This is a genomic window from Pedobacter terrae (assembly GCF_036946585.1).
GTDB classification, from domain to species: Bacteria; Bacteroidota; Bacteroidia; order Sphingobacteriales; family Sphingobacteriaceae; genus Pedobacter; species Pedobacter terrae_C.
Genome location: NZ_JAQIIV010000007.1, coordinates 16,357 through 38,855 on the forward strand (window position 1 = coordinate 16,357; position 22,499 = coordinate 38,855).

The 22,499-nt window shown below is 38.2% G+C and carries 18 protein-coding genes; 7 read left to right on the top strand and 11 right to left on the bottom strand.

All coding sequences use genetic code 11. The features are described 5' to 3' along the window. Nucleotides 1-212 precede the first annotated feature (212 nt). Nucleotides 213-1,094 carry a carbohydrate kinase family protein gene (locus tag PGN18_RS11660; RefSeq protein ID WP_335319676.1) on the bottom strand — a complete coding sequence of 294 codons (882 nt, stop codon included), beginning with the start codon at nt 1,092-1,094 and terminating at the stop codon, nt 213-215. A 94-nt stretch (nt 1,095-1,188) separates the two neighbouring features. Between PGN18_RS11660 and PGN18_RS11665 the strand changes: the two genes are divergently transcribed. Next, nucleotides 1,189-1,614, top strand: a complete 426-nt coding sequence (locus PGN18_RS11665) for a YybH family protein (RefSeq protein ID WP_335319677.1) — start codon at nt 1,189-1,191, stop codon at nt 1,612-1,614. A gap of 191 nt (nt 1,615-1,805) precedes the next feature. Here PGN18_RS11665 and PGN18_RS11670 read toward each other — a convergent pair whose 3' ends face one another. The 7 genes from PGN18_RS11670 to hemW all read right to left on the bottom strand — a co-directional run bounded on the left by PGN18_RS11670 (nt 1,806) and on the right by hemW (nt 8,353). Beyond that, nucleotides 1,806-2,420: a sugar O-acetyltransferase gene (locus PGN18_RS11670; protein WP_335319678.1), complete on the bottom strand. Its 615-nt coding sequence runs from the start codon at nt 2,418-2,420 to the stop codon at nt 1,806-1,808. 100 nt (nt 2,421-2,520) lie between these two features. Then, nucleotides 2,521-3,399, bottom strand: a complete 879-nt coding sequence (locus tag PGN18_RS11675) for a cupin-like domain-containing protein (RefSeq protein ID WP_293788786.1) — start codon at nt 3,397-3,399, stop codon at nt 2,521-2,523. Nucleotides 3,400-3,528: 129 nt separating this feature from the next. Then, a complete protein-coding gene (locus PGN18_RS11680) occupies nt 3,529-4,314 on the bottom strand; it encodes a DUF3050 domain-containing protein (protein ID WP_335319679.1) in 786 nt (261 codons plus the stop codon). Between the two features lie 64 nt (nt 4,315-4,378). Continuing rightward, a complete protein-coding gene (locus tag PGN18_RS11685) occupies nt 4,379-5,260 on the bottom strand; it encodes a cupin-like domain-containing protein (protein WP_335319680.1) in 882 nt (293 codons plus the stop codon). A gap of 223 nt (nt 5,261-5,483) precedes the next feature. Next, nucleotides 5,484-6,035: a fasciclin domain-containing protein gene (locus PGN18_RS11690; protein WP_335319681.1), complete on the bottom strand. Its 552-nt coding sequence runs from the start codon at nt 6,033-6,035 to the stop codon at nt 5,484-5,486. A gap of 305 nt (nt 6,036-6,340) precedes the next feature. Next, nucleotides 6,341-7,123 carry an SDR family oxidoreductase gene (locus tag PGN18_RS11695; protein WP_335319682.1) on the bottom strand — a complete coding sequence of 261 codons (783 nt, stop codon included), beginning with the start codon at nt 7,121-7,123 and terminating at the stop codon, nt 6,341-6,343. Between the two features lie 96 nt (nt 7,124-7,219). Continuing rightward, on the bottom strand, nt 7,220-8,353 hold the full coding sequence (gene hemW, locus PGN18_RS11700) for a radical SAM family heme chaperone HemW (protein WP_335319683.1): 1,134 nt from the start codon (nt 8,351-8,353) through the stop codon (nt 7,220-7,222). 163 nt (nt 8,354-8,516) lie between these two features. On the opposite strand from hemW, the gene PGN18_RS11705 reads away from it, so the two are divergent. The 6 genes from PGN18_RS11705 (at nt 8,517) to porN (ending at nt 15,167) form a co-directional block, all read left to right on the top strand. After that, a complete protein-coding gene (locus PGN18_RS11705) occupies nt 8,517-9,494 on the top strand; it encodes a DUF4271 domain-containing protein (RefSeq protein ID WP_335319684.1) in 978 nt (325 codons plus the stop codon). Between the two features lie 14 nt (nt 9,495-9,508). Next, nucleotides 9,509-10,279: a uroporphyrinogen-III synthase gene (locus PGN18_RS11710; RefSeq protein WP_335319685.1), complete on the top strand. Its 771-nt coding sequence runs from the start codon at nt 9,509-9,511 to the stop codon at nt 10,277-10,279. 224 nt (nt 10,280-10,503) lie between these two features. Next, nucleotides 10,504-11,829 carry a type IX secretion system lipoprotein PorK/GldK gene (gene porK / locus PGN18_RS11715; RefSeq protein ID WP_335319686.1) on the top strand — a complete coding sequence of 442 codons (1,326 nt, stop codon included), beginning with the start codon at nt 10,504-10,506 and terminating at the stop codon, nt 11,827-11,829. Nucleotides 11,830-11,868: 39 nt separating this feature from the next. Beyond that, nucleotides 11,869-12,675 carry a type IX secretion system motor protein PorL/GldL gene (porL, locus tag PGN18_RS11720; RefSeq protein WP_335319687.1) on the top strand — a complete coding sequence of 269 codons (807 nt, stop codon included), beginning with the start codon at nt 11,869-11,871 and terminating at the stop codon, nt 12,673-12,675. Nucleotides 12,676-12,716: 41 nt separating this feature from the next. Then, a complete protein-coding gene (porM, locus tag PGN18_RS11725) occupies nt 12,717-14,249 on the top strand; it encodes a type IX secretion system motor protein PorM/GldM (protein WP_335319688.1) in 1,533 nt (510 codons plus the stop codon). Nucleotides 14,250-14,255: 6 nt separating this feature from the next. Beyond that, nucleotides 14,256-15,167 (top strand): type IX secretion system ring protein PorN/GldN, encoded by a 912-nt coding sequence (porN, locus tag PGN18_RS11730; protein ID WP_335319689.1) that lies wholly within the window; start codon nt 14,256-14,258, stop codon nt 15,165-15,167. 113 nt (nt 15,168-15,280) lie between these two features. Here porN and uvrC read toward each other — a convergent pair whose 3' ends face one another. The 3 genes from uvrC to porW form a co-directional block, all read right to left on the bottom strand. Next, nucleotides 15,281-17,083, bottom strand: coding sequence for an excinuclease ABC subunit UvrC (gene uvrC, locus PGN18_RS11735; RefSeq protein ID WP_335319690.1), 1,803 nt, complete (start codon nt 17,081-17,083; stop codon nt 15,281-15,283). A gap of 196 nt (nt 17,084-17,279) precedes the next feature. Then, a complete protein-coding gene (locus PGN18_RS11740; protein WP_335319691.1) occupies nt 17,280-19,499 on the bottom strand; it encodes a transglycosylase domain-containing protein in 2,220 nt (739 codons plus the stop codon). Between the two features lie 131 nt (nt 19,500-19,630). Next, nucleotides 19,631-22,393, bottom strand: a complete 2,763-nt coding sequence (gene porW / locus PGN18_RS11745; RefSeq protein WP_335319692.1) for a type IX secretion system periplasmic lipoprotein PorW/SprE — start codon at nt 22,391-22,393, stop codon at nt 19,631-19,633. Nucleotides 22,394-22,499 lie beyond the last annotated feature (106 nt).

A 22,499-nucleotide genomic window follows, 5' to 3' on the forward strand; every position in this document is an offset into this window, starting at 1 on the left:
TGGAGTGAAGGCAAAAGGTAAAAGCTGAAGGATCAAAGCACAGTTAAACTAAAAATTTTCAACGGTTAATGTAAACTGCCAACTGGAAACTGAAAATTGTAAACCAGTACTCAACCCTTCAATCCCTAACGCAAAACCCATCTGTTTAAATAGAAAGGTAAAATGGAATATGCAAACTGAAGATTGCCAATTACCAAATGGAAGCAGAATGTTTAATCAAGTGACATGTGATAAATTTTCTTATTATACTCGGGGTTTGCTCCTGGTTGCGAGGCTACAAAAGCACCTACCTTACAGGCGTTGTCTAAAGTGGTCTCCATTGGGTAACCTTGAAGGTAACAGGCAATAAAGGTGGCTAAAAAGGCATCGCCGGCACCAACTGTATCAGCTACCTGGACTTTATAGCCTGCATGTTTGAATAATTTGCCTTCCTTTAATACGCAAGCACCCTTATCGCCGAGTGTAAGGCAGATGATTCTGATATCGAACTGATCTGAAAGCTGTTTTAACAATTGTTCATCGGTATTGCCTGTTAAGCCAAAGGATTCCTTTACCCAAATCAGCTCATCTTCGTTAATTTTCAGGATATCTGCTTTTGCCAAAAGCTCATCAATTAATTCTTTTGAATAAAATGGTGCGCGGAGATTGATGTCACATATTTTGGTCTTGGCATTTTCTAAAAGCGCGAGAATAGTTGCTTTGGATTTTTCTTCCCTACAGGTCAAACTGCAATATACTAATGCATCAGCTTCTTTTACAGCTTTAGCGTTTTCTTCAGTAAGTTTGATATCATCCCACGCTACGGGCTGTTTGATGGTGTAAGTAGCCTGGTGATTCTCATCTAGCTGCACCACAACCGTACTGGTGGGTAACTCGCCATTCATTTGGATCAAATCGGTTTCAAAGTGGTTGCCCCTAAGAAAATTGAGTAGTTCTATGCCATTTTCGTCATTGCCCACAGCGCTGATAAATCGGCTTTCTATACCTTGTTTGTGTAAATTGAGGGCAACGTTCATGCTTGAACCGCCAGCTTTTTTGCCTTCGGGAAAAACATCCCAGAGTATTTCGCCAATTGTAATAACTTTATTTTGCATAGAAGATTTATAGAGATGTAAATAAAGAATTTTTATGCATGGAACAAAATAATTTGTTTCATATCTTTAATTTTTACCTTAACCCTAGATAACCATGAAAAAAATACTTGTAATCGCATTATTTTTAGCTTCCTTTAGTGCTTTTGCTCAAAATGCAAAAGATAAGCAAGCCATACTTAATTTACTTGAAAGGCAGCGTACCGATTGGAACAAAGGCGATGTTGAAGCCTTTATGCAAGGATACGAAAAATCGGATAGTTTACTTTTTGTGGGTAAAAGCGGACCAACTTATGGCTGGCAAAAAACATTGGATAATTATAAAAAAGGTTATCCTGATAAATCTGCCATGGGTTTTTTGGTATTTGGTATAAAAAAAGTCGATTTTTTAAAACCTGACCTGGCTTTTGTATTGGGGAGCTGGAATGTTAAACGGGAAAAGGATGAGCTTAAAGGGTATTTTACCTTATTGATTAAAAAAATTAAAGGCGAATGGAAAGTGGTTGTAGACCATAGCAGCTAGGGGATGAGTAATGGGTGATGGATAAGGAGGCAAAATTGACTTGTTTGCGAAGCTTCCTCCGGTCGTCATTTCGAGCGGAGTGCAACGAAGTCGAGAAATCTGTTTAGATAGATCTCTCCATTCCACTGCGTTTCAGTCGAGATGACGCCCGTTTTTATTAAGGTCTCTAGAGGTTGTGGACGATGATTGATTTATTCTCCCAGCTTAAAATTCTTATAATAGTAATCCTTATCTTCATCTGTTAACTGACGGATAATCCTGCATGGGGTTCCTGCGGCAAAAACGTTATCTGGAATATCCCTCGTAACCACACTGCCAGACCCAATAACCACATTTGATCCTATTTTAACACCTGGATTGATCACCACATTTCCACCAATCCACACACTGTTACCAATGGTAATTTCTTGTGCCCATTCATATTCCTGATCACGCAAATGAGCGTGAATTGGATGCCCAGCAGTATAAATGGCTACATTTGGGGCAATAAAAACGTTATTGCCGATACTTACCTTCGCACAATCTAAAATAACGAGGTTAAAATTGGCGTAAAAATTATCGCCTATTTCAATATTATAACCATAATCGCATCTGAAGGGTGGTTCTACGTAAAACATCTTTTCTGTTTTGCCGAACAGTCGCTTCAGTAATTCCTTGCGCTGTTTAATAAATTTCGGAGCCAGGTGATTAAACTCGTAAACCAGTTCCCGGGCTTTTAATCTTTCTTTTGCCAGTTCTGCATCACCCGCCTGGTAAGCTTTACCTGCCAGCATTTTTTGTTTTTCAGTAAGTATGTTGATATCCATCTTTTAATTTTAATCGTGCATTAAAAATGTTGTTCGCAATAATAATAAAAACGGGGCTATCGTTTACCGATGCCCCGTCGTATTTTAATCTTTTCAATTTTTATGGTCTGCCTTTAGCTAAAGCCCGTTCGGCTATTTTAACTGCTCTTTTCTCTCTCCAGTGGGCGTATTTTTCTTTGAAAGTCATTTTAATCAAACTATCAATGGCGCCATGGGTAAACAAACTCCAAACGCTCGCTACTTTACGTGTAATCGATTGATCCCAGGCTCTTAAACTTAAGGAGAATGAACCATCCACATATTTCATCCAATGCCACATTCCGGTTGGCATAAATAAAGTATCGCCGTGTTCTAAGAAAACTTCATAACCTTCCACACCGTTCAGTGCCGGGAATTTTTTAAAATCCGGGTTGGCTACATCATAATCTTCCAAAGCATAAGTTGCATTTGGCAGGCAATACAATCGGTCTTTCCATTTATAATCAAATAAGATGATGTGTTTCCTGCCGCCAAAGTGTGTGTGGAAAATATGCGGTAAATCGATATCGTAATGTAAAAAGGTTACCGAATTAGAACCACCGAAGAACATTGCGGGCATACTTTCGATAAAACCGCCCATTAAATCTTTAGGAATTTTTACATCATTGATTAAGCTTGGTACTTTTTTAAACAGGTTGAAAAAGAAGATGCGCAGCTCGGTTGGTTCACGTTTAATCAGGTCAAGATAATCACCAAATTTCATGTGCGCAGTAGCCGCATTTATCGGCTTTGACGGATCTGCCTTGGAGTTATCGTAAAGTGGAACTTCGAGCTCTCCACCAATTTCTTTTAAGTATTCAGTCGTCCATTTTTCTCTGGCTGGCCAGTCTTTAGTTAGGCCCCTGATGACTAACGGACGTTTAGTTTTTAGGTAATTTTTCTTAAAATCTTCGGGAGTGATGCTCTCAACGATATCAACAGGTTTTAAAATGAAACTCATGCGCTTAAAAATCGGTTATTGTTGCCGAACAACAAATGTGTAAATTTTATTTTATAAAATTGTTGTTGACAGGTAAATGTGACTAAAATCACGTAATCTAAAATTAGTAAATACTTAACAATTTAATAATTAAGCCACCACTTTATTTTTGACAATTTCGGCATAGGCAGCATCCCATAAGTCTATTCTTTTTTGTAGCGCCCTTTTTGCCGTTGCTTCGGCTTCGATCCAAAATGATTCATCTTTTTCACAAAGCTTCTCCGTCATACAGAGCGCTAAATGACTATGATGGTCACCATCTACCTCTATATGGCGCTCCAGATAGTATTTAAAGATCGAAACCTGATCAGGCTGACTGCTATTCAAGTCATTTACCATGCTAAAAAACATGTTTGGAATTAAATCCTCCCTGCCAAATGTGAAACTTGCTGCCTGTAAATGGGTTTTCCCACTGTTAATGGTTTCAAAAGTTGCATTCACAAAATCTCTGGCGCTTACTGGTACACTGGCAATTTCAAAAGCCTCACTAAAGCTTTTCCCGTTTTTCAATTCCGCTAAGAAGACCCGGATAGGTTTTGTATTTGCATTACATTGTTCCATAGCATCCAGATAGAGTTCGAAGTGGCTCTTGATGTCTCCGCTAGCATCTACATCCGATTCTTCTCCCGCAACAATTTCATTAATGAGTTGCCGGGTAACCGGATCGCCTACGGGGAACCAGGGTAAGCTTGTACAGGTTAAATTGATCTGTAAGGCTTTAAGCAGCGACATAAAATCCCAAACTGCAAAAATGTGGTGTTCCATAAAAATGCAGAGATCTTCCACCTCGCTAATTGCCGAATAAACCTTATGGTTAATAATCTCTTGCCTGAGCGGCTCTATTTCTTTTTGGATTTTTATAATATTTGAATGCATATATAGAATAAGTGAATGATTGTATCACTCAAATTTTAAGAGATAGAATGATCAGTCATTGTTATTATTTCGGTAAATTTTTCTCTAGCGCTCTGTCCGCTCTTTTAATCGCAAGGTTTTCTTTCCATTGCATGTACTGATCGCGATAGTTTGCTTTCATAAAGTCGTCAAATTTACGCTGTAATGTTAAGTTATACAAGCTTTTTGCTTTAACGCCCCAGCTTTTATCCCATGCCCTTAAGCTGATCGAGAAAGATCCATCCAGGTATTTCATCCAGTGCCAGTAACCGGTAGGCATAAATAAGGTATCGCCGTGCTCTAAAAAGGCTTCGATGCCCTCAACACCTTTTAATGCGGGGAATCTATCAAAATCGGGGTTTTCCACATCATAATCTTCCAGGGCATAAGTGGCATATGGAATTTGATACAAACGCTCTTTCCATTTATAATCAAATAAGATCACATGCTTCCTTCCGTTAAAGTGAGTGTGAAAAATGTGTGCCAGATCAATGTCGTAATGCAAAAAGGTTACTGATCCTTTACCGCCAAAAAACATATTAGGGTAATTATCTAAAAAACCGCCCATTAAATCCTTAGGTGCAATGTAATCTTCCAGGAGCTTGGGCGCAAACTTTATTGGATCGAATAAAAAGATGCGTAGGTCGGTCGGTATTTCCTTAATCAGGTCAATATAATCGCCAAATTTCATTTCGGCAGCAGCTGCATTTATAGGCTTGGAAGGATCAGCTTTGGAGCTGTCGTAAAGTGGAACAGTTTTATCTCCGACAACTTCTTTCATGTATTCCATCGTCCATTTTTGGTAAGCGGGCCATTTCCTGGCCATGTTTTTTATTACCAATGGTTTGCGTGGTTTAAGATAATTCCGCTCGAAATCTGATTTAGAAATATCTTCGACAACATCTATAGGAGATAAATTGAATTTCATGTTAAGAAACTATTAATAGCACAAAATTAAATAGTTAGGAATACTAAGCATTACAAATGCAAAAACTTGAAAAAAAACTGACAATTCATCAAAAAAAGTCAGATCGTATAAATTTTTGTTAAAACTGATCAGTTGTATTCGGGGGCGTATAATCTGTTTAAAAAAAGAAAAACGCTCTGGTTTTGCCAGAACGTTTTTACTAATAATAGGGATATCTTTAATATTATTCAGGCATTAAAACAGTGTCTATTACGTGGATTACACCATTTTTTTGATTAACATCCGCAATGGTAACTGTACTCATTCCTCCTTTTTCATCTTTTAACACTAATTTTTTGCCTTCCATCCAGGCCCAAAGTTTGCCGCCCTCTACAGTTGTTAATTCTGCTTTGCCGCCGCCAGCTTTTATTGCTTTTGCAATTGCTTTGCTATCCATTTTGCCTGCAACAACATGGTAAGTTAAAATTTTGGTAAGTGTTGCTTTGTTTTCTGGTTTAACCAGGTTATCTACAGTGCCGGCAGGAAGTTTGTCGAATGCAGCATTTGTTGGTGCAAAAACGGTAAAAGGACCAGCACCTTTTAAAGTTTCTACCAAACCTGCTGCTTTAACTGCTGCTACCAGTGTAGTGTGGTCTTTTGAATTTACCGCGTTATCTACAATATCCTTTGTTGCATACATGGCTGCACCGCCAACCATTGGATTTTTTTGAGCATAAACTTGTGTGGTGAATGCCAGGGTAATTACAGCAAATGCTGTCAAGATTAAATTTTTCATTATTTCTAATTTTAAGTTTCTGTTATTTGATTCCATTTACGACGGCTTACAGATACTTGGTTTTTAGAAATGAAAAATTATCGGTTAAGTTTTTGATTATTAGTTATTTAATTTTGTTTTTTATTTAATTCTAAAAGCCATCTTTGGCGATTTTCTCATGCTTTTCGCAATTCTGCGAAGAATTTTAATAGCTTAAATCAGGTTTTGTCTAAGAAGATCTGCACTTACATAAACTTGAGATTTGAAAATTCGCATGTTGCCAAAAAATAGCTGATTGCACTTAATGCCCACGGGCAAACGCTTTGCTAATTTACCTTTGCTGTCCTTACTTTTTTGGAAAAAATTTTTGGGAAAAAACGTTTCAATAATACCGCTTTGGTTTCTTTCCCTCCTATATAAACCTCTTCTTTTTTGTTGTTAACCGCTTGAACAATTTGTTTTGCACACTCGGCAGGTGTCATGGCATTTTCATGGGCATCGCCCATCATATTCAGCGTGTTGCCATCTCCCGTGAGCGCATTGTAAGTTACATTTGTTTTGATAAAACCCGGGCAGATTATCGTAATGTCGATATTTTTATCGTAAACTTCCGATCGAAGAGAATCGAAATAACCATGCAACGCATGTTTGGATGCCGCATAGGTAGAGCGGAATTTCGTGCCATACTTCCCGACAAGACTACTGATTACAACGATCTGGCCACTGCCATTGTTGATCATTGAGGGTAAAACCGCTTTACTAAGTATGACTGTACCCCAAAAGTTGGTGTCCATAATTTGATGTTCAGTTTTCAGATTGGTTTCTAAGGCCTGGCTCCGCTGGCTTACCCCTCCGCTATTGATCAATAAATCGATCTTGCCAAAAATACGGATGGCGTCGGCAGCTTTATTCTCAAGTAAAGCCGTTTCACTTAAATCGAATGGTAAAACGTGGACATTAAATGAATTTTGACAGTTTCCTTTAACGCGGAACAATTCATCCCGGTTTCTTCCCGAAATAATCAGTTTGTTGCCTGTTTTGAAATATTCATATACCAAGGCTTCGCCAATACCTGATGATGCGCCTGTGATCCATACAATTTTTGACATATATTAATTAATTAATGAATGATTGAGTTTTGAATGAGTGAATGTTGCTTTAATCGCTAAATCAGTCATTTCCTAATCCAATCCTTCTCAATTCACTCATTCATTTCCTAAAATAAACAATTCAGAAGCAATATGATCGGCAAATAATTTCCCATTTTGGCTTAAACAAATATGATCTCCATCAATCACCAGCCAGTCTTTATCCTCAAAATTTTTAAGGTTATGCTTTGTTTCTTCTAAAAAATCTTTTCCGAAATCAGTATTTATTTTTTGTAAATCCGTGCCCCACATGGTTCTTAGCGAAGTCATGATATATTCATTAAATTTATCATTTAAACTCAACTCTTCAACCATTTCAGGAAGTTTATTATGGCCTAAAGTTTCCATGTACAAAGCGTTGTTCGCCGGGTTCATGTGCCGGTTTTGTCCGTTAAAACCATGAGCAGATGGACCAATGCCAATATAATCTGCGCCTTTCCAATAATTGGTGTTATGTACAGCATAATGGCCAGGTTTAGCAAAATTAGAAATTTCATAATGCTCAAATCCGGCATTTACCAGGTTTTGCATCAAAATTATAAACTGCAATGCACTTTGGTTATCATTTACGGGAGCTTGTTTTTTATTTTTTATGGCATGGGCCAAAGCCGTTCTTGGCTCAACAGTTAAAGCGTATGCTGAAATATGCGGAACTTCCAGCGCAATTGCCTTTTGGATATTGGTCTGCCATTTCTGATCAGTAAGCAAAGGATAACCATAAATTAAATCAAGCGTTAAGTTTTCAAAACCGGCATCCTGACTTCTCTTAATACAATCCTCGGCTTCCCTTGCCTGATGTGCCCTGTTCATCCAGATCAGATCTTCATCATAAAAAGACTGGATTCCAACACTAAAGCGGTTAACGGGCAACTGTTTCAGTTCTTTCAGCTTCTGTGCAGTTAAGTCATCGGGATTAGTTTCAATGGTAATCTCTGCACCGGAACTGACCGAAAAAGTATGGTTGATGGTGTCAAAGATCTTTTGCAAGGCAACTGTTGATAGGATAGAAGGTGTTCCACCCCCAAAATAAATACTTCCAACCTGTTCGGTAATGCGATCTTTTTTCATTTTTATTTCCTTACAAATGGCTTCTACCATTTCATCAGCATGTTTTAAAGAGGTACTGAAGTGAAAATCGCAATAGTGGCAGGCCTTTTTACAGAAGGGGATATGGATATAAATACCAGACATTGCTGCAAAGATAGCGAAGTTAATTTTTCTTTATTGTCATAAAAATGAAGCAATAATGCTGTAGGCAAAACGAGTTCAAATAAAGTTACTCTTCCTTCCATATTTCTTTAGGTAAAACTTGATTATTCGACTACTTTTGCATCCTGGAGTTTTGATTTACAGCATGCTGAAATTTATTTTCTTTTTTTTCGCATTTGCATGGTCTGCTAATTTTTTGGCAGCACAGGAAATTTCTGTTCAAACAGATAGTCTGGCCGTGAAGCAATATCAATATCGACGATACCGGCCTGATTCGGCAACGTTGGCCAGGCAGCGGTACTCTACCGATTCCTTAATTCATCATACCTGGGTACTTCCTGATAGTTTAATTAATAAAAACGCGCTTTTAGATACTATTGAAAAGGAATATCTTTCTCCAAGGCTGGATTTATGGGCATGGCACAAGAAATACCAGCATTTAAAGAAAAAAGCAAATCCTTACCAGTTAGGTACTAAAATTCCAAAGGGGAACGTAGGTTTACTGGGCTTCATTTTTGGGATGCTTATTATATTTGCCATTTTAAAAAATGCTTTTTCCAAGCAGTTATCAGCAATTGTTCAGGCATTTTTTAGTAACAGGATTCTGAATAATATCAACAAAGAAGATAACCTTTTTAGTTCATGGCCCTTTTTGTTGCTTTTTGTGCAGTTTGGCTTTGTATTTGGGATGTTCTTTTTTCTGGTAGCCCAATGGAATGATATGTATCAAGCTAAAGACGGCTTTAAGTTTTTCTTTAGCATATCTGTTACGATTATTGTTTTCTATGCACTAAAATTAATCATATTACGATTTTTAGGTTACCTGTTTAATGTGCAGAAACCGGTAGGTGAATATATTTCAATTTTATACCTTAGTTATTTTAATGCATCACTGCTATTTATCCCCTTAGTAGTTGCTTTCGCGCTATCACCACTTAAATATGGCTCGGTATATATTGTATTGGCATTCTTGTTGTTAGGCGTTATTTTTACCTTTCAGCTCTTACGGGCAGGTATAACTATACTTTCTAATAATAAGTTTTCTAAAATGCATTTATTTTTGTACTTTTGCGCCCTCGAAATATGTCCCATCCTCATACTAATTAAAACGATAGGACTGTAGCAGGAAAACTAAAAATGCAAGAAAAGAACGACTCTAGAATCCGCAAAGTAAAAAGTATTTTGGTTACTTTACCAAAACCTGAAACGGAAAAATCTCCTTACTACGATTTGGCCAAAAAACACAATTTGAAAGTTGATTTTAGGTCTTTTATTCATGTTGAAGGTGTGCCAGCAAGAGACTTTAGGAAGGACAAAATTAATCTGGCCGATTTTACGGCTGTGATTTTTACCAGCCGAAATGCAGCAGATCATTTTTTTAGAATCTGCGAGGAAATGCGTTATGAAGTGCCAGCAGAATTAAAATATTTCTGTCTGTCTGAAACCATTGCATTATATCTGCAGAAGTATATTCAATATCGTAAGCGTAAGATCTTTTTTGGTAAACAAACTGCTGCCGATTTAGCTGAAGTGTTAAAGAAACATGCAAACGAGAAGTTTTTATATCCTTGTTCTGATGTGGCAACCGAAGACACCATGAAATTTTTGGAAAAAAGTGGGTATAATTTTACGCCAGCAGTTTTATTTAGAACCGTTGTGAGCGATTTGTCTGATTTAGCCGAGGTATTCTACGATGTTATCGCATTTTTTAGCCCGTCAAGTATCCAATCTTTATTCAAGAATTTTCCGGATTTTAAACAAAATAATACAAGGATTGCTGCTTTTGGAACGAATACCAGTAAAGCATGTACAGATATGAATCTGATCGTAGATATTGCTGCGCCAACCCCAGGCGTCCCATCAATGACAATGGCCATTGAAAATTACATCAAAATATCTAATAAATAGTACAAAAAAAATATTTTTCTAATACAATACAACAAAAGCGTAACTTTCATGTTAATAGGAGAGTTACGCTCTTGTTGAGATCATATATCGGGTTGTTGATAATTGTTAATCTAACTTTAATTGGGTTTAGATAATGATTTCATGTAAAATATTTGCTTTTGTAGATAATTTCAGTGATTTTTGATAAAATTGCCCTAATCGTGCTATTGCACAACCTTAAAAATATGAAGAAAATCTACCTTCTAGCTATTGTAGGTATAACTGTAATGCTAGCAAGCTGTGGCCATGGCGGCCAGGGCGAGCTGGTTGGTGCTTATAACCGAAAATTTAAAAATGATAGAATTCCACTAGGGATGGTTTATATTCCGCCAGGGCATACACCATTGGGAGGATCGGACGAGGATATTACATTTTCTCAAAATGGACCCAGTAGGATGACTACTATCAGTGCATTTTTTATGGATCAAACTGAGATTTCTAATGCTGAATATCGCCAGTTTACCAATTGGGTGCGCGATTCGATTGCGATTGTGATGATGGGTAACCCGCAACAGTTTATGATTACTCCAAAAGGAAATGCCGCTGGGGGCCTTGGAGGAGAAAAATACATCGACTGGAAAAAGGTTGGTCCAAATGGTGTTAATATTTGGCGTAATAAAGGGAGGGGAGCAGCAGCTGCACAGGCAAGCCAACTTGATGGCATGTATTATTCGGGCCTGGATGCACTTCCAGGAAAAAAAGAATTGGATGTTCGCAAATTTGAATATTCCTATGCCGAGTTAAACATGGAAAAAGCTGCTATCGGACATAAAGATCCAAACAGCAAACGTCAGGATTATATCGATCGTTATACCATTGCCATTTACCCTGATACAATGGTTTGGAAAACAGATTATTCTTATTCGCAAAACGATCCGATGGTGCGGGGCTATTATAACCACCCTTCGTATGATGATTATCCTGTGGTTGGTGTAAGCTGGGAGCAGGCAAAAGCTTTCGCTCATTGGAGAACCAGGTTATACGACGGGGTTGCAACCTCAAGAAAACTACCTGCGGGATCAAGATCAGACTATAGGTTGCCAGCTGAAACAGAGTTTGAATATGCAGCAAGAGGTGGCAATACCAAAACCAAATATCCATGGGGAGGCCCTTATATCAGAAATACAAAAGGATGTTTACAAGCTAACTTTAAACCTGGTCGTGGTGATTATTCAAGCGATGGAGGTATTTACACAGTAGGTGTGAGATCTTATTTTCCTAATGATTATGGTTTATATAACATGGCCGGCAACGTATCGGAATGGACCATTACTGCCTACAATAAAGGCGCTAGCCCCCTGCTGCATGACCTGAACCCTAACTTTACTTATGATGCTGGCGCAGGCGACAGCAAATACAAAAAACGTAAAGTTGTAAAAGGTGGTTCTTGGAAAGATACCGGCTACTTTTTACAAAACGCCGTATCAACATACGAATATCAGGATACACAAAGGTCATATATTGGTTTCAGATGCGTTTCATCATACCCTGGCACCGACTTAAGACGTTAACCGAACTAATAACTAAAACTAAAGAAAAACATCAAATTTATGGCAGCAAAAAAACAACCCGGCTGGTTAAATCCAGCGATTTCATTTGGAGCTAGTATTGTAATTATCGGAGCGTTATGTAAAATTCTACATATTGGAGGGATTTTCGGGAACTACGCAATTGGAATTGGATTAGGAGTTGAAGCAATTTTATTTGCTTTAACTGGTTTTTTTCCGCCAGAACCAGAACCAGCGTGGGAAAGAGTTTATCCTGAGCTAAAAGCGGATTATAAAGGAGAATTACCAACAGCTTCAGCCAGGCCTGTTGCTGCAGTGGGCCCATCTGGCACAGCAGCTTTAGATAAAATGTTATCTGATGCTAAAATTGGTCCAGAGTTGATTGAAAGCTTAGGTAATGGCTTACGTACGTTTGGCGATAAGGTGGCTGCAATTTCAAATGTTGCAGACGCATCTACCGCTACAAATGAATTAACCGGTAAGATTAAAACTGCGTCAGCAGGTTTTGATAATCTAAGCGCATCCTTTGAAAAAGCAACAGCGAATTTAAAAGCAATGGGCGAAAGTAATGTAGATTCTCAGGCCTACCACGAACAGGTTAATAATTTAGCGAAGAACTTATCTGCTTTAAATGCGGTTTATGAATTGGAATTACAGGATTCTAGTGCACATCTAAAATCTATGAATAAATTCTATTCAAACTTATCACTAACCATGCAAAACTTTAACGAATCGATGGAAGATTCGAAGCAGTTTAAAGAAGAGGTAAATAAGCTGGCTAAAAACCTTTCATCGCTGAATGCAATTTATGGCAATATGCTATCGGCTATGAATGGCCCACGTGTATAATTTGTTTAGTTTTTAATTTTTAACGAAAAGCTACATCAAACATGGCAGGCGGAAAAGAAACAACAAGGCAGCGGATGATCAATATCATGTATTTGGTATTGTTGGCCATGCTTGCCTTAAACGTATCAGATACCATTTTGGATGCATTCAAAAATATCAACGATAGTTTGGATACCTCTAAAAACAATGTAAATACAAGTATTAATCAGTTGTTTTCTGCCTTCGAAAATTCGAAGTTAAAAGAAGAGCCAGCACGTGCCCAGCCTATTTACGATAAGGCAAAACAAGCGCAAAAGGCAGCTGACGATTTAAATAATTACATTGAAAGCATAAAAAAAGAATTTACTCAGGCAGGTGACGGGATCGACCCTGAAACAGAAGATCTGGTAAATAGATCCAATCAGGATATTGCACAAAATATCATGATTAACCAAAAGAAAGCGGATGAATTAAAGAAGAGAATCAATGCAACCAGAGAAAAATTAATCTCCTTATTAGATCCTGCAGATCGGGCAAATGTTTCTTTCTCTCTGGAAGCCAAAGATCCGGTAAGCAAAAGAAAAGGCAATTGGCAGGAAACTTATTTTGGTGAGGGAACACCACTTACCGCCGCCATGACCATTTTAACCAAACTGCAAACAGATACTAAGAATGCTGAGGCAGAAGTGGTGAAAAAGTTATTCGGAAATATGGATAAAGCGCAAGTTAACCTGGATCAGTTTGCAGCAGTTGCAGTAGCACCTACTTCATATGTAATTCAAGGTCAGCCTTATACTGCCGAAGTATTTTTAACGGCCAGCGATTCAAGATCCACCCCTGATATCTCGGTTAACGGAAATAAATTATCCGTTAAAGATGGTAAGGGAACCTACACAGGCGGTACCGGTAGTGTTGGTCAGTTTACCTGGGTAGGTACGATCAGGGTTCGCCAAACTGATGGCCAGGTTAAGGAATACAAAACGCAACCACAAACCTATCAGGTGGCAAAACCATCGGCATCTGTTTCTTCAACAAAACTGAACGTAATTTATGCGGGTATTGCCAATCCGTTTACCGTTTCAGCAGCAGGATTTCCATTAGAAAGCGTTCGGGCTTCCATTTCAGGAGGTTCAATGTCGGGTAGTAATGGGAATTACAATGTCAATGTTCCAGGTAGCATGGTTGGCCAGGAAGTGTCCATCAATGTATCAGCAAATAATGCAGGCAAAACCGTTAGCTTAGGCTCACAAAAATTTAGGGTGAAAGCCATTCCTGCACCAGTAGCGAAAGTTGGTGGACGTGCAGGAGGTGATATCGCCTCGGTGCAACTAAAAAGTGAAACCGAGATTGAAGCAGATCTGGATGATTTCCCTTTCGATGTTAAGTTTAAAATACAACGGTATAAATTAACAGTTATTAAACCACGTTCAGATGCTGTTACCATTGCCGGTAGCGGTGGCAACTTCGCGGGTGCAGTTAAAGGTGCTATTAATGCTGTTACTCCTGGAACAAGGGTGTTTTTTGAAGATATTGTTTCTGTAGGACCAGATGGTCGTCAAAGGATATTACCTTCATTAGCATTTAGTGTAAAATAAAAGAAAATGAAAAGGATTTTAAGTATTGCTATTTTAGTTTTATTAACGGCGTTTACTTTTGCACAAAAGAAGCCAACCAAGTTAGCACCAAAGAAAGCAGCTCCGGTAGCTGCTACTCCTGCAGTAGATACGGTAAAAGCTCCTGTTAAAACGACCAAGAGAAAATTGAAGGTGCCACCTAAAGATGGTTTCTATGCCCGTAAGGACATCGATAGTACTGAAATGGTTCCTTTGGCTGATGTGAGAGAGGAAGATGTTTTTTATGCAAAGCGGATCTGGAGAGAAATTGATTTAAGAGATACGGTTAATTCTGTATTAAAATCGCCAAAATCAAGATTAATTGATGTTTTAATCGCTGCCATTAATAAAGATGAATTAACAGCATATTCACCAATTGATAGTGCCTTAAATGAAGATGATGCTTTTAATAATCCAATGACTGCAGATTCTGCTGCTAAATCAGCTTTAGGGACAGCAGAGGTCTCGAACAATAAAACGGGAACGGTTACTACGGTTGTTAATGATTTTAACCCGGAAATATTCTTGAAGTTCAGAATCAAAGAAGATTGGATTTTCGATACCAAACGTTCTATTTTCGAACCACGTATTGTAGGCATTGCACCATTAAAGTACAATGAGGTTTCTAAGCAATGGCAGCCCGTATTCTGGGTATACTATCCGGAAGCCAGGGAGATCTTAACCAAGAAACGTTTGATCAATACCAATAATGATGCTTCATCATTAAGCTTTGATGATTTCTTTATTCGCCGTTTGTTTACCAGTTATATTGTTAAGGAGTCGAATCCTGGGGATAACAAGATCAGAGATATTATTGCAGATCCTAAGCAGCGGTTATACGAATCAGAAAGGATAAAAAAGTCTGTTCTTGATTACGAACAAGGTCTTTGGGAATACTAATTTTATTAAAAGCGCTGAGGCATCAGCGCTTTTTTTGTTAAGCTTGTTTTATCGTAACCAAGAAATCTTTTTTGATGTGGAGATTTTGAATAAGGAATAATTCTTATATGAAGTTATTCCTGAGCGAAATAGGCCTTTAGTGTAATCACCTGTTTTTTATTGAGTATTTCTGACAGCTCCTTCTCTGTAGCTTCTTTAATTTTTTTAACAGATTTAAAATGCGTTAACAGCTTATCTGCAGTAGTTTTGCCGATACCTTCAATCTGTTCAAGCTCGGTTTTAAGTGTGCCCTGGTCGCGTTTCTTACGGTGAAAGGTAATCCCGAAACGGTGTGCCTCATCACGCAATTGTTGTATCACTTTTAAAGTTTCCGATTTCTTGTCTAAATATAATGGAAAGGAATCGCCGGGATAGAACAATTCTTCTAAACGTTTGGCAATACCGATTACGGTTACCTTGTTCTCGATACCCAATGACTTTAAGCTTTTCATCGCTGATGAAAGCTGGCCTTTACCACCGTCAATAATGATCAGCTGAGGTAAAGACTGGTTTTCATCCAACATTCTTCTGTACCGACGGAAAACGGCTTCTTCCATGGTAGCAAAATCGTTAGGACCTTCAACCGTTTTCACATTAAAGTGGCGGTAGTCTTTTTTTGATGGTTTGGCATCTTTAAATACCACGATTGCTGAAACCGGATACTTCCCCTGAAAGTTAGAATTATCAAAACATTCGATGTGCTTTGGAAGCTGCGTTAAGCGCAGATCTTTTTGCATGGTGGTTAAAATTCGATCGGTGCGTAAATCGGGATTTAACTTTTCATACTGGTTCAGTTTTTCTTTTTTAAAGAAGAGCACGTTCTTTTGCGAAAGTTCTAAAAGTTTCTTCTTTTCACCCAGTTTTGGGACTGTAAATTTTAAACTTTCGTCTTCTAGCGAAAGCTCAAATGGAACAATGATTTCTTTTGAGGTGCTGTTAAATTTGGTTCTAAATTCCAGCATTGCCAAGGTCAAAATCTCATCGTCGCTTTCATCCAGTTGCTTTTTAACCTCAATGGTCTGCGTTTGGATAATGGTTCCATTCATCACCTTTAAGTAGTTCACAAAAGCATAACGTTCATCTGAAGCAATGCTCACCACATCCACATTGGTAATAGCGCTGTTTACCACAGTTGATTTACTCTGGTATTTTTCCAGTACTTCTAATCTCCTTGCGTATTGATGCGCAAGTTCAAAGTTCAGGTTTTCTGAAGCCGATTTAATGACCCCTTTAACGTCGCGGATGACATTGCCGATTTTACCATTCAGGATTTCCTTAATCTCGCCAATATTTTTATCGTAATCAGCTTCGGTCTGGTAGTTTTGGCAGGGGCCTTTACAGTTACCGATCTGATATTCGAGGCAAACTTTAAATTTGCCTTCATCTATATTTTTTTCCGTTAGGGGTAAATTACAGGTGCGTAAAGGATAGGTTTCTTTGATCAGATCCAAAATGGTATGCATCATGCCGATAGAACCATATGGACCGAAATAGGTAGACCCATCCTTTATCACTTTACGTGTCCAGTAAATTCGCGGGAAATTTTCATTTTTTACAATAATCCACGGGTACGTTTTATCGTCCTTTAAGTTGATGTTGAATTTGGGCTGATGTTTTTTGATCAGGCTGTTTTCTAATAGCCAGGCATCAATCTCCGTATCAACAATGGTGAAAGTAATTTTCCGGATTTTGGATACCAATACCCTCGTTTTGCCATTAAACTGATTTCTGTCACTGTTGAAATAAGAACCTACTCGGTTACGCAGGTCTTTTGCTTTACCAATGTACATGAGCTTTCCGTCGGCATCCCAATATTGGTATACGCCGGGTTTATGTGGAATTGCGGTTAATGCTGTTTTATGGTCGAAACTGCTCATGGTTACAAAAATAGGATTCGGGAGCGGAAATTTGATTAAATAATCCGATTTAGTACAAGTATGATTTGGGCGTGCCTTAATCTCGAGGGCTCGGGAAAAGGGTCAGGCTATCCTTTATAATCTTTTGCTGCGTTTCGCTATGCTCAACTTTGCAGCAAAAGGATTTCCACTGCTACCTTCACGTGGGAGTTGATGGTTAAAATCCCAATTTCTCGTCCAGTTCACTTGTACCGTCTTCCTGTTGCTGGTATTGGTTACAATCAACAGTAATGGAAACTCCTGATTTTGGTGCCTCGAAATCGGCATGACTGATTTTTAACGCTGGATTGGCATAAACTCTTTTTATAAATCCTGCAAAAATTGGTAAAGCAGTATTTGCACCTTCCCCCTGATTGGTACTGATGAAGTGAAAAGCCCTGTCTTCACAGCCCGTCCAGATACCGGTTACTAATTGTGGCGTAATGGCCATAAACCAACCGTCAGAGTTATTTTGGGTAGTACCCGTTTTCGCCCCGATTGGTGCATTCACTTTATATTTATAGTTTAACCTAGATCCGGTTCCATTCGTTACCACACCTTTAAGCATCCGTGTCATTACATAAGCTACTTCCTCACTCATAATTGGTTTTGGTATTTCCTTTTGAGAAAATAATACCACACCGTTTTTATCTTCAATTCTCAATAAATAAATGGGTTTGGTATAAGTTCCTTTATTGGCGAAAGCACCGTAAGCACCCACCATATTATAAACAGAAGAATCGAATGTACCCAGGCAAATAGATGGAAATGCCGGAACATTTGGTATACCCATTTTTGTGGCCAGCGTAGATACCGCCACAGGACCAACCTGTTTCATTAAGTAGGCCGTAACAAAGTTTTGCGAGTAAGCCAACGCTTTCTGTAACGTGATACTGCCTGGTAATGGTTTCCCCGAATTTCTAGGGGTCCACGGCTCACCATAACCTTCAATCGTTACCGGAACATTTGGTACCGTATAACAAGGAGAATAACCATTTTCGATGGCTACAGCGTAAGTAAATGGTTTTGCTGTTGAACCCACCTGGCGGGTTCCCATTTTAACCTGATCGTATTTAAAGTGTTCATAATTAATCCCACCAACCCAAGCTTTAACGTGTCCATTGGTCGGGTCCATGGTCATCATGGCATTCCTAAGGAGCATTTTGTAATAACGCACAGAATCGATCGGTTTCATTAACGTATCAATATTACCTTTCCAGGTAAAAATGGTCATTTCTGTTTTGGTGTTGAAATCATTTTTAATTTCATCATCCGATTTACCTTCCAGTTTTAATGCTTTATAACGGTCAGATCGTTTAATGCCTTGTTCAATCTGTAAGGTTTTATCCTTAAAAGGATTTCTACCTTTCCAACTGGCAATAAACTGTGCCTGTAGCGTTTTCATATATTCCTTTTGTGCGGCCTCAGCATACAACTGCATATCATAATTCAAGGTGGTGTAAATCTTCAAACCATCACGGTCTAAATCGTATGGAGTACCATCGGGTTTGGTAATGGATTGCTCCTGGAAAATGTTTTTGATATCATTTTTCAGTACGGAACGGAAGTATGGTGCTATCCCATCATTAACAGTTGCGGCATTGAAATGTAGATTTAAAGGTTTCTCCTTTTGTTCATCAAATTCCGACTGGGTTAACAGGTCTGCTTTAACCATTAGCGCCATTACGGTATTTCTACGTTCTCTGGAACGTTCAGGATGACGGGTTGGCGAATACATGGTAATTCCTTTTTGCATACCTACCAAGGTTGCTGCCTGCGTTAAATTCAACTTATCAGGAGTGGTATTAAAATAAACCCTTGCTGCAGATTTTATCCCATAAGCCTGGTTGCCAAAATCAACCGTATTTAAATACATGGTAATAATTTCTTCTTTGGTGTAGTTACGCTCCAATTTAACGGCAACAATCCACTCTTTAAACTTGGTTAATACCAATGAGAAGAAATTAAGGTTAGATTCGCGTGGAAAAAGATTTTTGGCCAATTGTTGGGTGATCGTGCTGGCACCCTGTTTTTTGCCGATCAAATTATAACCGATGATTGAAAATGTACGTTTAAAATCGATACCTGAATGTTCTTTAAAACGGGTATCTTCTGTGGCAATTAACCCATTAATTACGTTTTCAGAAATATCTTTATAAGTAACGTTCGATCTATTCTGAACAAAATAGGTGCCTAAAGGCCGGCCATCTTCGGCAATAATTTCAGATGCCTGATTACTTTTTGGATGCTCAATATCCCTGAAAGAGGGTAGGGCACCAAATAGACCAAATCCAATCATCGAAATGAAAATGGCAAACAGGGCAATTCCACCAATCAATAATTTCCAGATGAGTAAACTGTATCTTTTTGTATCCTGTGGAGAAAGGGATTTGTTCATTTTGTGTTATTATTTTCCAAAAACACCGGGATAGGCGATTTTGGATGCAAATTTATTAATTTTTTATAGAATCAAATTTAAGGTTTGGGATTTATCCCTTTTCACTTTGGTCTTTAAGCTTTTACCTTGACTTATCTATAATTGTCTTTTAAAAACTCCAGATATTCGTTAATCCTTGTCCTGTCTGTTAATTTCTCAAAGTTTTCTTTACTGATGATAAAACCTTTATACAGGTTAGCCGGAACTTTCATAATGTTCTTTAATTGACCAACAATGCTCGATTCGTAAAGTTTGGCATCCTCTAAATCGATAAAGCTGGTAATGTAAATCAACTGGTCATTATCCAACTCTACCAATTTATGTTCCAAATCGTTATCGGGGTAATTTCCGCGGTTAAATTGGCCGATCCCAAAACGCGATGAACTTAGTGTTAATGTCGCATCGGCTACGTCGATTACATAATAATATTCTTCTGATTTTGCCGTACTGAAAATACTAACAGGTTTTGTAGGGTCAACTGGTTTAACCTCAATGGGTTTTTCTGCCGGCAATGGTTCTGCTTTTTTTACTACAGGATTTTCAACTACCAGCGGTTTTGTCGGTACGGTAGTGGTTGTGGCCTGACTTACAAAACGTGGCGCGTTTGCATCAAAATCGATCAATGCAACCGGACGTTGTTTAAATTCTTCAAGATTGGCCTCAATATACTTTAAGTGATCGCGTACCAAAGGTGTGATAATTTTATCGTTAGGATAGCGGTTGGTAATCAGGTTAAATTCGGTAAGCAGTGGATCAACCTTTGCAGTGCGTCCTACGGCAATGGCTTTTAAGTAAGCATATTGCGGTGCCAGATCATTTTCAGGGAAAGCGGTGATATTATCGTTAGCCTGTTTCACCACGTTGGCATAATCTTTTTTCACATAGGCATCAAAAGTTGCATTGTAATTGTTGATAGCCATATTCTCCATCTGCGTTTGCTTGGCCGAGTACGATGGATCTAAAATGTTTTTAGCAAAATTAGATTCAGGGAATTTAGTGAGCACCAATTGCTTATACTGCTCAGATTTTACATCATCAACACCTTTATAATTTAGGTATAAACTGTAATAAATGGCAACCAGGTGGTTGTTATCCGGATATCTTTTAATCAGTTCCAGATATATTTTATTTGCTTCGGGCTTATCATTCAATTCCTGTTGGTAAAAACTGGCAATTTCAAAATAAGCATCAATAATTTTCTGATCGGATGCTGCCAATAGTGCAGGAGTAGTTGGTAAAGCATCCAAAAACTGTTTTTCCAATGATGTCTGATCTGTGGCTGTTGGGTTATTTTGGCCATTTGCAGGTATAATTTCTGTAGCTACTTTTCCTCCCGCTAAAACCTGGCTGGTTTCCTGTGCAGATGAGCGGATACTTTGGCGCCAGTTATCTTCCAGCTGTCTGGTTCCCCAACGTTTTTTAAAGTCACCAAAGCCATTGCTAATTGCTGCATTGTTATTGAAATAAAAAGTATTACCAGCAATATTGTTTGTTGTGTTTAAACTTCTGTTAGGAAAATCCGGATCATTTAAAAACTGGTTGTTCATTACGCCTCCTGTATTGCTCACTTCAACCTTTGGTGTTAAATAAGCTTTTACTTTAGCTTCACGCTCAGCTTCCGGAAGTCTGGCAAAAGCCTGGGCAGTATCTTCTTTGGCGATAATGGTGTACCTGTCGGTTAGATATTGCAGGTTGTCTGCCTTTTTAATAATGTTATCAAAATCAGGAAAGTTTTTGGGTAAAATCATCACCGTACTATCATAGTACAGTTTTGCTTTAATGTAGTTATTAAATTCTTTAAAGTTTAAATCGGCAATTCTTAAATAGGATAATGCCTTTTGCCTTTGGTTTCTGGTACTTTTTAAAATCGACTTTTGGTAGTTTTCCTCGGCCTTTACAAAATTTCCCTCGGCTAAGAAAAGCTCACCAACCTGATAATAAATCTGGTCAGTGTAATCCGTATTTTTATCATCTTTTAATAAAGCTAAAAGTTGTTGTTCCTTATTGAGTTTTTCTCCGTTTAGTAATGCTTTCAGCTTAATCCGGTTCAAATTGGCATGGAAATACATCTCAAAAGGGGCATTGCTTTTTTCAACTTTAGTGAAGTTAGCATAAGCATCCTGGATATTTTTCTCTTTTTCCTGTAACTGTGCCAGTATAAAGCGCCAACGGATACGCAATTGTTTTTCTGCAGGAAGAGCAATTGCGGATTCTAAGAATAGAATAGCCTCTTTATTGCGTTTTTGATAGATGCGCATTTGAGCGGCTGTGGCCAGAGGCTCGGCGAGGTCTTTTTTTAACTGATCGGAAGCGCGCAACATGGTATCGATAATTTTATCAGCCAATGCCATATTGTTGAGTTCCATTTGGCTGCGTGCTTTCCAGTTCATGGCCATGATAAACGTCTTCAAGTCAGCATTGTAGGTTTTGGCCGTATAATCAAAGTATTCTGATGCGATAAAATAATTGCCTTTAAGGTAATTAGCCTTGCCTAAAAGCATGTAGGCATCGTCAATATAATTACTGAAACTTTTATCGTTGATAATGGTTTGTCCTTTGGTAATTACATCGTCAAGCTGTTTATTGGCAGCCCCAGGTGTGAGTACTAAATTTATCTGTGGTTCAGGATCGAGGAAAACCGGCAAGATTTTTTCGTAATTATCCGCATAACTTTGCAGCAGATTCTCATTGTATTCGCTTAGTAAAACATTGGCATTATAGATATAGTTGTATTTGGCGGTTAGGTTTTGAAACCTACGATCTACTGCGGTATCTTTATTTGCTACACAGCCATAAATAAAAATACTGATGAGGATAAGGAAGGGATTTAAGTTTTTGTTAGCGTAATTTTTCAAGTATGATAAATCTCTTAGGTAATGTATGATAACAATATATGTAGAAAAATATTTTATTTGGCAACAAATTTTAATTATTCAAAGTTAATTTAATTATTGCATTAAA

Coding starts and splice junctions, on each gene's coding strand:
- porN (WP_335319689.1), top strand. CDS start 14,256: ATGAAAAGGATTTTAAGTATTGCTATTTTAGTTTTATTAACGGCGTTT.
- uvrC (WP_335319690.1), bottom strand. CDS start 17,083: ATGAGCAGTTTCGACCATAAAACAGCATTAACCGCAATTCCACATAAA.
- PGN18_RS11710 (WP_335319685.1), top strand. CDS start 9,509: ATGCAAGAAAAGAACGACTCTAGAATCCGCAAAGTAAAAAGTATTTTG.
- PGN18_RS11705 (WP_335319684.1), top strand. CDS start 8,517: ATGCTGAAATTTATTTTCTTTTTTTTCGCATTTGCATGGTCTGCTAAT.
- porM (WP_335319688.1), top strand. CDS start 12,717: ATGGCAGGCGGAAAAGAAACAACAAGGCAGCGGATGATCAATATCATG.
- PGN18_RS11675 (WP_293788786.1), bottom strand. CDS start 3,399: ATGAGTTTCATTTTAAAACCTGTTGATATCGTTGAGAGCATCACTCCC.
- hemW (WP_335319683.1), bottom strand. CDS start 8,353: ATGTCTGGTATTTATATCCATATCCCCTTCTGTAAAAAGGCCTGCCAC.
- PGN18_RS11680 (WP_335319679.1), bottom strand. CDS start 4,314: ATGCATTCAAATATTATAAAAATCCAAAAAGAAATAGAGCCGCTCAGG.
- PGN18_RS11740 (WP_335319691.1), bottom strand. CDS start 19,499: ATGAACAAATCCCTTTCTCCACAGGATACAAAAAGATACAGTTTACTC.
- PGN18_RS11660 (WP_335319676.1), bottom strand. CDS start 1,094: ATGCAAAATAAAGTTATTACAATTGGCGAAATACTCTGGGATGTTTTT.
- porL (WP_335319687.1), top strand. CDS start 11,869: ATGGCAGCAAAAAAACAACCCGGCTGGTTAAATCCAGCGATTTCATTT.
- PGN18_RS11670 (WP_335319678.1), bottom strand. CDS start 2,420: ATGGATATCAACATACTTACTGAAAAACAAAAAATGCTGGCAGGTAAA.
- PGN18_RS11665 (WP_335319677.1), top strand. CDS start 1,189: ATGAAAAAAATACTTGTAATCGCATTATTTTTAGCTTCCTTTAGTGCT.
- PGN18_RS11690 (WP_335319681.1), bottom strand. CDS start 6,035: ATGAAAAATTTAATCTTGACAGCATTTGCTGTAATTACCCTGGCATTC.
- PGN18_RS11685 (WP_335319680.1), bottom strand. CDS start 5,260: ATGAAATTCAATTTATCTCCTATAGATGTTGTCGAAGATATTTCTAAA.
- porK (WP_335319686.1), top strand. CDS start 10,504: ATGAAGAAAATCTACCTTCTAGCTATTGTAGGTATAACTGTAATGCTA.
- PGN18_RS11695 (WP_335319682.1), bottom strand. CDS start 7,123: ATGTCAAAAATTGTATGGATCACAGGCGCATCATCAGGTATTGGCGAA.